Source organism: Pseudooceanicola nitratireducens, assembly GCF_900109195.1.
Classification (GTDB): Bacteria; Pseudomonadota; Alphaproteobacteria; order Rhodobacterales; family Rhodobacteraceae; genus Pseudooceanicola; species Pseudooceanicola nitratireducens.
Genome location: NZ_FNZG01000006.1, coordinates 1 through 14,120 on the forward strand (window position 1 = coordinate 1; position 14,120 = coordinate 14,120).

The 14,120-nt window shown below is 65.1% G+C and carries 14 protein-coding genes; 7 read left to right on the top strand and 7 right to left on the bottom strand.

All coding sequences use genetic code 11. The features are described 5' to 3' along the window. The 4 genes from BMX99_RS17165 to BMX99_RS17180 all read left to right on the top strand — a co-directional run. A partial coding sequence (locus BMX99_RS17165) for a TRAP transporter permease (protein WP_139199588.1) occupies positions 1 to 1,100 on the top strand: 1,100 nt, incomplete at its 5' end. 36 nt (positions 1,101 to 1,136) lie between these two features. After that, positions 1,137 to 2,135 carry a TAXI family TRAP transporter solute-binding subunit gene (locus BMX99_RS17170; RefSeq protein WP_093454832.1) on the top strand — a complete coding sequence of 333 codons (999 nt, stop codon included), beginning with the start codon at positions 1,137 to 1,139 and terminating at the stop codon, positions 2,133 to 2,135. Between the two features lie 87 nt (positions 2,136 to 2,222). Continuing rightward, positions 2,223 to 2,879, top strand: coding sequence for a dienelactone hydrolase family protein (locus BMX99_RS17175; protein ID WP_244525665.1), 657 nt, complete (start codon positions 2,223 to 2,225; stop codon positions 2,877 to 2,879). Positions 2,880 to 3,044: 165 nt separating this feature from the next. Further along, complete coding sequence (locus tag BMX99_RS17180) at positions 3,045 to 4,013, top strand: D-2-hydroxyacid dehydrogenase family protein (RefSeq protein ID WP_093454834.1); 969 nt, start codon at positions 3,045 to 3,047, stop codon at positions 4,011 to 4,013. A gap of 34 nt (positions 4,014 to 4,047) precedes the next feature. On the opposite strand, the gene BMX99_RS17185 is transcribed toward BMX99_RS17180, so the two are convergent. The 7 genes from BMX99_RS17185 to BMX99_RS17215 all read right to left on the bottom strand — a co-directional run bounded on the left by BMX99_RS17185 (position 4,048) and on the right by BMX99_RS17215 (position 11,173). Then, a complete protein-coding gene (locus BMX99_RS17185) occupies positions 4,048 to 4,470 on the bottom strand; it encodes a Na+/H+ antiporter subunit G (protein ID WP_093454835.1) in 423 nt (140 codons plus the stop codon). Next, positions 4,467 to 4,736, bottom strand: a complete 270-nt coding sequence (locus tag BMX99_RS17190; RefSeq protein ID WP_093454836.1) for a K+/H+ antiporter subunit F — start codon at positions 4,734 to 4,736, stop codon at positions 4,467 to 4,469. The genes BMX99_RS17185 and BMX99_RS17190 overlap by 4 nt, the downstream gene beginning before the upstream one ends. Beyond that, positions 4,733 to 5,224, bottom strand: a complete 492-nt coding sequence (locus BMX99_RS17195) for a Na+/H+ antiporter subunit E (RefSeq protein WP_093454837.1) — start codon at positions 5,222 to 5,224, stop codon at positions 4,733 to 4,735. Before BMX99_RS17195 ends, BMX99_RS17190 begins: the two co-directional genes overlap by 4 nt. Continuing rightward, on the bottom strand, positions 5,224 to 6,930 hold the full coding sequence (locus BMX99_RS17200) for a monovalent cation/H+ antiporter subunit D (protein ID WP_093454838.1): 1,707 nt from the start codon (positions 6,928 to 6,930) through the stop codon (positions 5,224 to 5,226). The genes BMX99_RS17195 and BMX99_RS17200 overlap by 1 nt, the downstream gene beginning before the upstream one ends. After that, a complete protein-coding gene (locus BMX99_RS17205; RefSeq protein ID WP_093454839.1) occupies positions 6,927 to 7,343 on the bottom strand; it encodes a Na+/H+ antiporter subunit C in 417 nt (138 codons plus the stop codon). The genes BMX99_RS17200 and BMX99_RS17205 overlap by 4 nt, the downstream gene beginning before the upstream one ends. A gap of 1 nt (position 7,344) precedes the next feature. Then, entirely contained in the window at positions 7,345 to 10,209 is a 2,865-nt protein-coding gene (locus BMX99_RS17210) for a monovalent cation/H+ antiporter subunit A (RefSeq protein ID WP_093454840.1), read from the bottom strand. A 355-nt stretch (positions 10,210 to 10,564) separates the two neighbouring features. Beyond that, complete coding sequence (locus BMX99_RS17215; RefSeq protein WP_093454841.1) at positions 10,565 to 11,173, bottom strand: helix-turn-helix transcriptional regulator; 609 nt, start codon at positions 11,171 to 11,173, stop codon at positions 10,565 to 10,567. A 103-nt stretch (positions 11,174 to 11,276) separates the two neighbouring features. Between BMX99_RS17215 and BMX99_RS17220 the strand changes: the two genes are divergently transcribed. The 3 genes from BMX99_RS17220 to BMX99_RS17230 all read left to right on the top strand — a co-directional run bounded on the left by BMX99_RS17220 (position 11,277) and on the right by BMX99_RS17230 (position 14,120). Continuing rightward, on the top strand, positions 11,277 to 12,479 hold the full coding sequence (locus BMX99_RS17220) for a substrate-binding domain-containing protein (RefSeq protein WP_093454842.1): 1,203 nt from the start codon (positions 11,277 to 11,279) through the stop codon (positions 12,477 to 12,479). Between the two features lie 172 nt (positions 12,480 to 12,651). Then, on the top strand, positions 12,652 to 13,419 hold the full coding sequence (locus BMX99_RS17225; protein ID WP_093454910.1) for an ABC transporter ATP-binding protein: 768 nt from the start codon (positions 12,652 to 12,654) through the stop codon (positions 13,417 to 13,419). Further along, positions 13,416 to 14,120, top strand: coding sequence for an ABC transporter ATP-binding protein (locus BMX99_RS17230; protein ID WP_093454843.1), 705 nt, complete (start codon positions 13,416 to 13,418; stop codon positions 14,118 to 14,120). Before BMX99_RS17225 ends, BMX99_RS17230 begins: the two co-directional genes overlap by 4 nt.

Genomic DNA, 14,120 nt, shown 5'->3' on the forward strand with positions numbered 1-14,120 from the left:
GGGGGCAGCTGACCCCGCCGATCATGGGGGCCGCGGCCTTCCTGATGGCCGAGTTCCTGGACATATCCTATTTCACCGTGGCGGGGGCGGCGTTGCTTCCGGCGGTGCTGTATTACTTCAGCGTCTTTCTGCAGGTCGACCTGATCGCGGGCCGCGACAACATCGCGCCCACGGATGTCGAGGGTCTGACCGTGCGCCAGGTCCTGAAAGAGGGCTGGCATTTCATCATCCCCTTCGGGGCCCTTCTGGTGGCGCTGTTCTGGTGGCGGATGGATCCGGCGGACAGTGCGCTTTTGTCGGCGGTGGCAATCGTCATCGTGTCGTTCCTGCGCAGCTATCGCGGCGAGAAACTGACGCTGAAAACGCTTTGGTCCACCTTCGTGGACACCGGCACCGGCATGGTCGACCTGATCCTGGTGGTGGCGGCGGCGGGCTTTGTCATCGGCATCCTGAACATCACCGGGCTGGGCTTTGCCCTGACGCTGGTGCTGGTGGATGCGGTCGGATCGAACGTCGTGCTTCTTCTTGGCATCTCGGCGGTGATTTGCGTGATCCTGGGCATGGGGATGCCGACCTCGGGGGTCTATGTGCTGCTGGCTGCGCTGGTGGCACCGTCGCTGGTGCAGGCGGGGATCGACCCGATCGCGGCGCATCTGTTCATCCTGTACTTCGGGATGATGTCGATGATCACGCCGCCCGTGGCGCTGGCCGCCTTTGCGGCGGCGACGATCACCAAGGACGATTCGCTGAAGACGGGCTTTGCCGCGATGCGCGTCGGCTGGGCGGCCTTCATGCTGCCGTTCATCTTCGTCGCCACCCCGGCGATCTTGATGCAGGGCGACTGGCTGGCGATCAGTGGCAACCTGCTGCTGGCCGTGGCCGGGGTCTTTGCCATCACCGCGGGCATCGTGGGTTTCTGGGCGCAGCGGCTGACGCCGGTGCTGCGGCTGGTCTTCGTCGTGCTGGGCATGACCGCGCTGCCGCTTGGGTTCCTGCCGCTTGGGGCGCTGCTGCATGTGGTGGCCGCCGCGCTGATCGCCGTGCTGGCCGGGCTGATGCGCCTGCGCGCGGCACCGGCCGCCCAGGGCGTCGCCCGCTAGGCGCATATCAACACGCAATTCAACAGGAGGAGAGACATGAAACACTTTACGAAAGCCCTGACCGGAGGGGCGCTTGCCTTTGGTTTGACACTGGGTCTGACACTGGGTCTGTCCGGTGGCGCGGCCCTCGCGCAGGTGGTGACCATCGCCACCGGGGCGCAGGGATCGCTGGCCTACAACTCGGGTCAGGCGGTCGCCAAGGTCGCCAATGACGCCGGCATCACCGCGCGGACACAGCCGCTGGTCGGCTATCTGCCCCTGATCAACAACGGCGAAGTCGACTTTGGTTTCTCGAACGGGGTCGAGGCGGGCTATGCCTTTTCCGGCACCGGCAACTATGACCGCGCCAACCCGAATATCCGCATGGTCGGGGTGATGTTCCCGCTGACCACCGGTCTGATGGCCCCCTGCGACATGGGGCTGACCACGGTGGCCGAGCTGAAGGCCAAGGCGGCGGACCTGCGCATCGCCTCGGAATATACCTCGTCCACGATCATTCCCTTCTACATCATGGGCGGTCTGGCCAATGCGGGGCTAAGCTATGGCGATTTCCAGAAGGTGCCGGTGGCGTCCTTCGTGGCGGGCATGAATGCGCTTGGTGACGGGCTGGTCGACGTGGCGCTGGTCAGCCTGAACTCCGGCGCCGGGCAGCAGGCCTCGGTCAAGCTGAAGGACCGTGGCGGGCTGTGCTATGTCTCGCTGGATGACAGCGATTCAGGGCGCGCCGCCTTCAAGGAGTTCCTGCCCGCCGGGGACATCGTCGCCCTGCCGCAGAACGAAAAGATCAACGGGCTGCAGAAGGGCGGCGCAAATCTGATGCGGATCCCCTGGGTCATGATGACCAACGGCGATGTCAGCGATCAGCTGGTTTATGACATGACCAAGGCGATCGCGACGGGCAAGGACGCGCTGAAGGACAGCTTTGGCGCCTTCGCCCGGGCCGATGCCGCCACCATGGCCCCAGCAACCGAGGTGCCCTATCACCCCGGCGCGCTGAAATACTTTGAAGAGGCCGGCATCCAGGTCGGCCAATAAAGCCCTTGCATAGAGACTGATGAAGGCTCTGACACGGCCTGTCCCGACATCCCGGGGCAGGCCAATCCACAGGAGAGACAGGACATGATGACCCGAGTGACGGCCCCCGATGGCCATGAGTTTGGCTGCTGGCTGGCCGAGGCCGAGGGCGCACGCAAAGGCGGGATCGTGATCCTGCAAGAGATCTTCGGCATCACCGAACAGCTGAAGGGCGTGGCCGCGCGCTATGCTGCGCAGGGCTATGACGTTGCCATTCCGGCGCTGTTCGACCGGCAAAGCCGCGACGCGGTGATCCCCTTTGCCGAGGCCCCGAAGGGCCGCGACCTGATGCTGGCCGCCGATCTGGACCAGACGATGCGGGACGTCGGCGCCACGGTCGACATGCTGAAAGCGCGCGGCGGCAAGGTGGCCGTGATCGGCTTTTGCTGGGGCGGTGGCCTGGCGATCCGGGCGGCGCAGATCCTGGATATCGCCTGCGCGGTGCCTTTCTATGGCACGCGCCTGGATGCCTACCAGATCGACCCGCTGAAGGCACCGGTCGAAGGGCACTGGGGATCCGAGGATAGCCATGTCCCGGACGAGATGATGCAGGCCGCCCGCGCCTTCTTTCCCGAGATGGGCGTGCATATCTACGACGGGGCCGGCCATGCCTTTGCCAATGACGCCCGCCCGGCGGATTACATCGAGGCGGCGGCTGAAAAGGCCCACGGCCGCGCGGCCGATTTCATCGCCGCGCATATCTGATCCGGCGTCCCGCGCTGGCCGAACCTTGGCGCGGGGCCCCGTCCGCCCGGGGACGGGCCGGGTGCTTGCCAGCGCGTCGGGGCGGGATCATAGATGGACCCATACCATCGGGCGGGGGATGACTCCGCCGATGCCACGACTGACAGCCCCGGAAAGGTGCGCGCGATGAAGGTTCATATCCTCGACGACTGGTTCGACACGCTGAAGACCCTGCCAAGCTATGCACGGCTTGCGGATCATGACGTCACCGTCTGGACCGACCATGTCGAGGACCCCGCGGTGCTGGCCGACCGCCTGGCCGAGGCCGAGGCGCTGGTGCTGTTCCGCGAACGTACCCCGGTGACCCAGGCCCTTCTGTCCCGCCTGCCGAACCTGAAACTGATCAGCCAGCGCGGCGTCTATCCCCATGTGGATGTGCCCGCCTGTACGCAGCAGGGTGTGGTGCTGTCGTCGAACCAGTCGGCGGGCCGGCCCTCGGTCGCGGCGGCCGAGCTGACCTTTGCGCTGATGCTGGCCTCGGCCCGGCAGATCCCGCAGCAGATGCAAAGCCTGAAGGCCGGACACTGGCAGCTGGCCCCGGGGCAAAGCCTGTCGGGTCGGCGTCTGGGGCTTTACGGTCACGGCAGGATCGGGCGGCAGGTGGCAAGCTATGCCCGCGCCTTCGGGATGCAGGTCTGGTGGTGGGGGTCGGAGGCGGGCCGCGCCCGGGCCGAGGCCGAGGGCGAGACGGTCGCGCCAAGCCGCGCGGCCTTTTTCGGCGAAAGCGATTTCGTTTCGGTCCACGTGCGGCTGACCCCGCAGACCCGGGGGCTGATCACCCGCGACGACCTGCTGGCGATGAAACCCACGGCGAGTTTCATCAACACCTCGCGCGCGGGGCTGGTCGAGGGTGGTGCGCTAACCGCCGCGCTGGAGGCGGGACGGCCCGGGCGGCTGGCGCTGGATGTCTTCGACCCCGAGCCCTTCACCGACACCGAAGATCCGATGCTGTCGCACCCCTCGGTGATCGCCACGCCGCACATCGGCTATGTCACCGAGGATGAGCTGGATCACCAGTTCGCCGATATCTACGACCAGATCAACGCCTTCGCCGAAGGGGCCCCAATCCACGTGATCAACCCCGAGGTGCTTTAGGGGCGGGGGCCTTCGTTGGCCCTCTCAGGCCGCCTCAGGACAGTGTGTCGGCATCCGTGCCGATCTGGTCCCCGATCTGGCCCCCGACTTGCCCATTGTCGCGCGCATGGGTGTGTTTCGTCGCCCAGTCCGTATCGGCGGGCGGTTTCGGCAGCTTCTGTTCGGTCTGATCGCGGTGGATGTGCACCTTGGCGATGAAATGCGCCGAAACCGGGGCCGTCACGAAGAGGAAGATCATGATCAGCAGCTCGTGCAGGGACCCTTCGCCATAGGCGAAACTGTAGATCACCGAAGCGATCAGGATCGAGCCAACCCCAAGCGTGCCCGCCTTGGTCGGCGCATGCAGGCGCGACATCGGGTTGCGCAGCTTGATCAGCCCGATCGAGCCGACCAGAACGAAGGCCCCGCCGATGACCAGTGCAAGAGAAATGGCGATATCACCAAGCGAATAGGTCATTCGATGATGTCCCCCCGCAGCACGAAGCGCGCATAGGCCACGGTCGAGACAAAGCCCAGCATGGCGATGATCAGCGCGGCCTCGAAATAGATCTGGCTGCCGCCGGCCAGGCCCAGAAGCACGATCAGCGCCACGGTGTTGATCGACATCGTGTCCAGCGCCAGGATCCGGTCGCCGACGTCCGGCCCGATGATCAGGCGGACCATGGCCAGAAGCTGGGCGATGGCGATACAGGCGAAGCCGAAATAAAGCGCATAGGTGATCATTCGAAAATCTCCTTCAGGCGGCGTTCATAGCGCTGCTTGATCTCGTCCCGGACGGCATCGGGATCGCGGGCGTCCAGCGCATGCACCAGCAGCGCGTGACCCTGGTCCGAGATGTCGGCCGACACGGTGCCGGGCGTCAGGGTGATCGTTCCGGCCAACATGGTGATCGCCTCGGGCGTGCGCAGGTCCAGCGGGATCGAGACCCAGTTGGGCTGCATCCGATCGTTGCGCTTGAACAGGACGATGGCGGCGACGACCACGTTGGCGACGATGATGTCCCAGACCACGATGGCGATATAGCCCAGCATCAGGTGCGGACGCGGGATGCGCGGCCGGTTGGGCCAATAGGCGGCGGTGGCAAAGGGGATCACCGTGCCAAGGATCAGCCCAAAGACCAGCGTGCCCAGCTTGGGTTCATTGACCAGAAGGCACCAGACCGCGGTCAGCAGGATGGTCATGATCGGGTGCGGGAAAAGACGGTTGAGCATCAGTGGGTCCCCCCCGGTTTCGTGGCGGCTTCCGATGTGGTGTCGGACTTGGCCTCGGATTTGGCCCCGGACTTGGCCCCGGTGTCATCTGCGGGGGCGGCACCGGCCTTCTCGGCCCCGGCCTCGCCCTTGTAGGTGATCTTTTTGCCCGGCGTCTCAAGCACGACCGACACATAGGGCGCGGGATCGAACAGCTGCGCCGTGGTGGCCGCAAGCACACGGTTGATCGGTCCGGCCAGCACCGTGACCGCGACCAGAAGCGCCAGAAGCGATCCGATGGCCACCATGGGCAGGGCGGGCTGCGGGGCAGGGGGGGCGTGCGGTTCGGCGGCACCCTGGGTGTCCTCGGGGGCCTCGGCCCCGCCAGCAAGGGGCGAGGCATGGGATTTCCAGAAGATCACGCTGCCCGCGCGGGAAAAGCCGACGACGGCCACAAGGCTGGACCCCAGGACCACGGCCCAGACCCACCACACCAGCGGGCTGCCGGTGGCGGCGTCCAGCACCAGCAGCTTGCCCAGGAAGCCCGACAGCGGCGGCAGACCGGTCATGGCGATGGCGGCGGCAAAGAACAGGCCCGCGACCAGCGCCCCTCCGGCCATCGGCGGTGCGGTCTGAAGCAGCGAAGACCCGTGCGACCCGCGCCGCGACTGCACCACGTCGACCAGCAGGAACAGCGCCGCCGTCGCCAGCGTCGAATGGATCGCATAGTAGAGCGCGGCGGTGATCCCCGCGGGCGTGAAGACCGCGACCGAAGCTAGCAGCATCCCCATGGAGCCGATCACCGCAAAGGCCACCAGCCGATTCAGGTTGAAGGCCCCAAGCACGCCGATCATGCCAAGCGCCAGCGTCAGCAGCGCGGCGGGCATCAGCCAGGTGTCAAAGAGGCCCTGGGTGATCTCAAGGCCCGGCGGGAAGACCAGCGTATAGAAGCGGATGATCCCATAGGCGCCGACCTTGGTCATGATCGCAAACAGCGCGGCCACCGGGGCAGGCGCGTTGGCATAGGAGGACGGCAGCCAGAAGTGCAGCGGCAGCACGGCGGCCTTGATGGCAAAGACCATCAGCAGCAGAACGGCGGCCACCCGCAGGCCCGCCGATTGATCCGGCACGGCCTCGGACACGCGCAGGGCCAGGTCGGCCATGTTCAGGGTCCCGGTCTCGGCATAGATCGTGCCAAGCGCGAACAGGAACAGGGTCGAGCCCAGCAGGTTGTACAGCATGTACTGCACCCCGGACCGAAGCCGTTCTGTCCCGCCCGCGTGAATCATCAGCCCGTAAGAGGCAATCAGCAGGATTTCGAAGAAAACGAACAGGTTGAAGGCGTCGCCGGTCAGGAAGGCGCCCATGATGCCCATGATCTGGAACTGGAACAGCGCATGGAAATGCCGCCCGCGATAATCCCAGCCCGACCCGATGGCATACAGCAGTACCGGGATCGCCATGACGGCGGTCAGCAGAACCATCAGCGTCGACAGCCGGTCGGCCACCAGCACGATCCCGAAGGGGGCCTGCCAGTCGCCCAGCTGATACAGGGTGATCGTGCCGTCCGATGCGGTCCAGAACAGCCCCGAGGCCAGCGCCAGAAGCGCCACGAGGCCTGCCAGCGAAAACACCCGCTGCAGCACGATGTGGTGACGCAGGCCCAGAACGATGCCGGCGGCCAGCATGGCGGGCAGCACGACGGGAAGAACGATCCAGTGGTTCATCGGCCGGCCTCCTGTTGCGGGACCTGGTGGGCCAGGTCGCTGCCCATCTCGGCGCCGTCCTCTTCGCCGTCCACGGGGCCGTGGAACAGGCCGGGCTGATCGTCGATATGGTCGTCATTGCCGGACAGATAGGCCCCAAGCGCGATGATCACCACCACGGCCGTCATCCCGAAGGAAATCACGATCGCCGTCAGCACCAGCGCCTGCGGCAGCGGATCGGCATAGCCCTGCGCCGTATCCGTCAGGATCGGCGGCTGGTTGATCGCGATGCGCCCGGTGGCAAACAGGAACACGTTCACCGCATAGGACAGAAGCGAGGTGCCCAGGATCACCGGGAAGGTGCGCAGGCGCATCACAAGGTACAATCCGGCGGCGGTCAGTACGCCGATGGCCGAGGAAAGCAGGATCTCCATCTTACGCCTCCTGTCCGTTGGTGTCGTCTTCGGGGCGGGACGGGTCGATGTCCATGGCGTGTTCGCTGACGTTCATGTCCGCCGTCCGCGCGAGGCGCGAGAAGGAATGCAGCGACAGCATCACCGCCCCCACGACCGCCAGGAAGACGCCCAGGTCAAAGCCCATGGCGGTGGCCAGCTCGAACTCCTCCATCGGGGGGATGCGGAAATAGCCGAAGGCCGAGGTCAGGAAGGGCTTGCCCGCGTACCAGGCCCCGATGCCGGTCAGCCCGGCCACCAGCACGCCCGCGCCGATGATCCCGTGATAGGGGAAACGCTGGCGCGCATCGGCCCAGGCAAAGCCCGAGGCCATATATTGCACCACCACGGCAATCGCCACGATCAGACCGGCGATGAAGCCTCCGCCCGGCTGGTTGTGGCCGCGCAGGAAAATATAGACCCCGACCATCAGGAACAGCGGCAGCATGACCCGCGTCATGACCACCATCATCAGCGGGTGCGCATCGCCCGCGCGGGGCTGATCCGGCTTGCGGTTCAGCAGCCGCGCCCGCACCGGGCTGGACAGCAGCGTTTCGGTCAGCGCGTAGATCACCAGCGCGGCGATCCCCAGCACGATGATTTCGCCAAAGGTGTCGAAGCCACGGAAATCCACCAGGATGACGTTCACCACATTGGTGCCGCCGCCGCCCTTGTAGGAATTCGCCAGGTGGTATTCGGAGATCGAGGGCGAGGCGAAATCCCGCATCAGGATCGAATAGATCAGGCTGGAGGAGGCAAGACCCCCGGCCACGGCGATCACCCCGTCGCGCAGCCGCCGCAGCCCGCCGCTTTCCACGGGGGTGGTGTTGGGCAGGAAGTTCAACGCCAGCAGCATCAGGATGATCGTCACCACCTCGACCGAGATCTGGGTCAGCGCCAGGTCGGGGGCCGAGAAGAAGTTGAACCCCATGGAAACCATGAGCCCGATCACCCCCATCAGGATCAGCGCCCGCAGGCGGTTGCGATGGTGGATGACCAGCAGAAGCGCCGCGCCGACCAGCAACAGCCAGCCCGCGATGGCAATGGGCGTCACCGGGGTCAGGGCGCGGGTTTCCGGCCCGACCGACCCGGAGGTCCAGGCGTGCAGGCCGACGGCCACCACCGTGACGCCAAAGATCGCCGCATAACGGGTCAGCGATCCGTCGTGCAGCCGGCGGGTGACCCCCTGGGCGGCATGGACGCAGGCGGCGATGACCCGGTCAAAGATCGCCTTGGCCTCGGGCCTTGGCGCGGCGTCCCAGCCGCGCGACAGCGGGGCGAAGATCGCCAGCAGGATCAGCCCTCCGACCACCGCGATGGCGGACATCATCAGCGCCGGGGTCAGCCCGTGCCAGATCTTCAGGTGCACGTCGGGCAGGGGCAGGATACCGCCCAGAACGTCCTCGGTCACGGCGAAGACCAGCGGTTCCGCCACGAAGGGCGCGATGCCGATCAGCACGACCAGGACGGTCAGCAACGCCGGAGAGAAATACATCCCGAAGTTCGGATCATGCGGTTTCGCTGGATAATCGTCGCGTACCGGGCCCAGGAAGGTATGCACGATGAACCGGAAGGAATAGGCGGCCGAGAACAGCGCGCCCACGGTCGCCAGCACCGGCACCAGCCAGGGGGTCGCGTAAAGCGTGGTATGCGCGGCCTCTTCCAGCATCATTTCCTTCGACAGGAACCCGTTCAGCAGCGGGATGCCCGCCATCGACAGCGCCGCGATGGTGGCGATGGTGAAGGTCACAGGCATCAGCTTGCGCAGCCCGCCGAGGGCGGGGATGTGGCGTGTGTGGGCCTCGTGATCGACGATGCCCGCGGTCATGAAAAGCGCGGCCTTGAAGGTGGCGTGATTCATGATGTGAAAGACCGCCGCCATCGCGCCATAGCTTGTCCCCGTGCCCAGAAGCATGGTGATCAGGCCCAGGTGGCTGACCGTCGAAAAGGCCAGCAGCGCCTTGAGGTCGTGTTTGAACAGGCCGATGACCGCGCCCAGGACCATCGTCACCAGCCCCGCAGTCGTCACGATGTAGAACCAGGCGTCGGTGCCCGACAGCACCGGCCAGAGCCGCGCCATCAGGAAGATCCCCGCCTTCACCATGGTGGCCGAATGCAGATAGGCCGAGACCGGCGTCGGCGCGGCCATGGCGTGCGGCAGCCAGAAGTGGAAGGGGAATTGCGCGGACTTGGTGAAACAGCCCAGAAGGATCAGGATCAACGCAGGCAGATACAGCGGTGAGGCCTGGATCGCCTCGCGGTTTTCCAGGATCACGGTCAGGTCATAAGACCCGACGATCTGGCCCAGCATCATCATGCCGCCGATCATCGCCAGCCCGCCCATTCCGGTCACGGTCAGCGCCATGCGCGCGCCCTGACGCCCTTCGGGCAGGTGCTTCCAATAGCCGATCAGCAGGAAGGACGAGAGCGAGGTGAGTTCCCAGAACACCAGCAACATCAGGATGTTGTCGCACAGCACCACGCCGATCATCGCGCCCTGGAACAGCAGGAGATAGCTGTAGAATTCCCCCATGTTGTCTTCGCGCGACAGGTAGTAGCGGCCATAGATGATCACCAGCATGCCGATGCCCAGGATCATCAGCCCGAACAGAAGCCCCAGCCCGTCCAGGTAGAAATTCGCGTTCAGCCCCAGACCGGGAAGCCAGTCCAACCGCGCGGTGACGATCCCGCCCGCCATCACCGTGGGCACATGGGTCAGAAGGCCGATGAAGGCCGCCAATGTCACCCAGAGCGTCGCGAGGGCACAGGCCCGGCGTCCGGCGGCGATCATCAGGCCCGGCATGAGGGCGCCGATAAAGGGCAGGGCGACGATGAGGAATAGCGACATGTCAGTCCTTTGGTCCAGGGTCCGGGCGGTTCAGACGCCCCCGATGGTCCCGCAAGACTGACGCAACCCGGGCACAAGGCAAGCCTTTCCGGAAATGCTCACGCAGATTTTGGCCCGGCCAGGGGGCGGTCCCGGACCGGGACCAGGGCATGGGGCGCGAATGTCGCGTCAGATGCGGCCTGGGCGCGGCCGTGGTGTATTCAGCAACAATATTGTGGCTGACCCGCCGTCCTGCAACAGTTTCACGACGATTTTCCTACCGAATCTGCACATTTCGATGCTTGGTCGGTTCTTCGGTGATGCCGGGCCGGCCTGCGGCGCCTGTCGGGATGTCTTCCCCGGGGGATCGCCTGGCTCAGCTGCCCTCGCCGCTGCGCGACACCACGTGGTCCGATCCGATGCCGCCAAGCGACTGGAACAGACCGTTGGAATTGCTGACACCGAATTTCTTGAGCAGTTTCGCCCGGTAGACCTCGACCGTGCGATACGACAGCTCTAGCTGGTTGGCGATCTCCTTGCTGGTCAGACCGTCGGCCAGATAGGAAATGATTTCCCGTTCGCGCCGGGTCAGCGGCAGGTAGGGCCGGGTCAGCGACAGGTCCGCAAAGCTCCAGACGGCGCGGGCCAGGGGCGCGTCGGGGGTGAAGGAATGCCCCCGCACCCGGCACCAGAACAGCGTGCCGGACTTTTTCCGCATCACCCGTTCGTCCCAGTAGGTGTTCGTTTCGCGCAGCTGCTGCACGCCCCGATCGCGGATGTTCACGAATTCCTCGTCCGTCGGATAGAGCATCGCAAATACTTGATTTCGCAGGTCTTCCGGCGCGTATTCGAACATCTCGGCGAAGGCTGCGTTGCAGTCGCGGATCACCCGGTTTTCGGTGATCACCAACCCTACGGGGGCGTATGCATAGGCCAGTTCGGCGAAGTCGCCGGTGGCGAAGGCCTCGTCTATACGTATTTCCACAATATTGCCTCGCAGCCTCTCTGGCGTGATCCTGTGGCCAAGGTAGGGCGGCCTTGTGTTGTTTTGCAACGGTCAGCCACTCTGCCATCAACGGGAGGATATCATGAATATTTTCAAGCGACTCTTTGCGGGCGCCGTGATCGGCCTGGCCGCGACCTCGGCCGTGCAGGCCCAGGATCCGATCAAGATCGCCCTGATCCACGGGCTCTCGGGCTCGAGCTTCGAGGCCTTTTCGAAACAGGCCCAGACCGGGTTCGAGATGGGCATCGAATATGGCACCGGCGGCACCGGCGAAATCAACGGCCGTCCGATCGAGGTGATCATCAAGGACACCCAGTTCAAACCCGACGTCGCCCGCGCCGTCCTGGCCGAGGCCTATGGCGACGATGAGGTCCTGCTGGCCGTCGGCGCGACCTCGTCCGGCGTGACCGTGGGGATGCTGCCCATTGCCGAAGAATACGAGAAGATCCTGATCGTGGAACCGGCCGTGGCCGACAGCCTGACAGGGCCGGACAGCAACCGCTATGTCTTCAAGACCTCGCGCAATTCGTCCATGGACATGCAGGCCCAGGCACTGGCGCTGCAGCCCGATGACAACCTGGTCGTCGCCACCCTGGCCGAGGATTACGCCTTCGGCCGCGACGGGATTTCCGCCTTCAAGGCGGCCCTTGACGGTACCGGCGCCACCGTGGTGACCGAAGAATATGTGCCGCAGGGCACCACCGACTTCACCGCCGTGGCGGAACGCATGTTCAACGCGCTGAAGGACAAGGACGGTCGCAAGGTCATCCTGATCTACATCGCCGGTGGCGGCGACGCGCCCGGCAAGATCCAGGCGATGGACCCGTCGCGCTACGGGATCGAGATCTCCATGGGCGGTCACATCCTGCCGGTGCTGCCGACCTACAAGCGGTTCCCCGGCATGGAAGGCGCGGTCTACTATTACTACGAGGCCTTCGAGAACGAGGTGAACGACTGGCTGGTCAAGGAACACATGGCGCGGTTCGACAGCCCGCCGGATTTCTTCACCGCCGGTGGCATGTCGGCCGCCCTGGCCGTGGTCAAGGCGCTGCAGACTGCGCCCGACTATGAGACCGAGACGCTGATCGCGACCATGGAGGGCATGTCCTGGGATACGCCCAAGGGTCAGATGACCTTCCGTCCGGAAGATCACCAGGCGCTGCAGGACATGCTGCACTTCAAGATCAAGGTGGATGACGCCGTCGACTGGGCGATCCCGGAAAAAGTCCGGATCATCCCCGCCGAGGAAATGAACATCCCCCTCGGTCGCGACAATTCGAAGTAAAGGCGGGAGGGGGGCGCTGCCCCCCTCTTGAGCCCAAGGGCTCAATTCACCCCCCGGGATATTTTCGGCAAGAGGATGAGGGCAGGGATTTTCCCTGGCTGATCCTGTCGCGGGGGATCCTGCAGGAGGGGGCGCGCGCTTTCCCCTGCACCGCATCAGAACGGCGATGATCATGAGTGTACCTTCCCTTTCCACCCGCGAGCTGACCATCCGGTTCGGCGGACATGTGGCCGTCAACGCGGTCAGCTGCGATTTCCATCCCGGAGAGCTGACGGTGATCGTCGGCCCGAACGGGGCCGGGAAGACCACCTATTTCAACCTGATCTCGGGTCAGCTGACCGCGAGTTCGGGGATTGTGACCAAGGACGGGACCGATATCACCCGGCTGTCGCCTTCGGCGCGGGCGGGGCAGGGGATCGGGCGGGCCTTTCAGCTGACCAACCTGTTTCCGCAGCTGACCGTATTGGAGAACATCCGCCTGGCCGTGCAGGCGCGGGCCGGGCAGGGCTGGCGCATGTTCCGGCCGGTGTCGCAGTTCCGGGGCCTGACGGAGAAGGCGGAACACTACCTGGAGCGCACAAGGCTGACCGCGCTGGCGCATCAGACCGCCGCCAACCTGCCGCATGGGGATCAGCGCAAGCTGGAGGTCGCGCTGCTGATGGCGATGGAGCCTGACATCTACATGTTCGACGAACCCACGGCCGGAATGAGCCTGGACCACGCGCCGGACGTTCTGGACCTGATTGCCGGGATCAAATCCGACCCGACCAAGACCGTGCTTCTGGTGGAACACAAGATGGACGTGGTCCGCGCCCTGGCCGACCGCATCATCGTCTTGCACAATGGCGAACTTCTGGCCGATGGCGACCCGGCAGAGGTCATGTCGAGCCAGATCGTGCGCGACGTCTACCTGGGCAATGCGACGGAGGAAACCGCATGAGCCTTTTGTCCCTGCGCCAGATGAAAACCGACATCGGCCAGTATTCCGTGCTGCATGATGTCACCTTTGATGTGCCCGAGGGCGGGGTCTTTGTCCTGCTGGGTCGCAACGGGGCCGGCAAGACGACCACGCTGCGGTCGATCATGGGGCTTTGGCAGCCCTCGCCGGGGTCGGTGCTGTTCCGGGGCGAGGATATCACCGCCCTGCACACCGCCCAGATCGCCCGTAAGGGGATTGCCTATGTGCCGGAAAACATGGGGATCTTTGGCACGCTGACCGTGGACGAAAACCTGGTGCTGGCCACTGCCAACGGGCGGTTCGATCCGGCGCGGCTGAAGCGCATCCACGCGCTGTTCCCCGCGCTTGAGAAATTCCGCGACAAACAGGCCTGGAGCCTGTCGGGCGGGCAGAAGCAGATGCTGTCGGTCGCCCGGGCGATCATCGAACCGCGCGACCTGATCCTGATTGATGAACCAACCAAGGGGCTGGCACCGTCCATCGTCGCCGCCATGGGAGAGGCCTTTCGCGAGATCAGCGCCGACACGACGATCCTGCTGGTCGAGCAGAACTACAATTTCGCCCGGTCCCTGGGCCGCGACATGGCCGTGATCGACGACGGCCGCGTGGCCCACACCGGATCGATGGAGAGCTTTGCCGCCGACAAGGCATTGCAGGACCGGCTGCTGAGCCTGTCGGTCTGA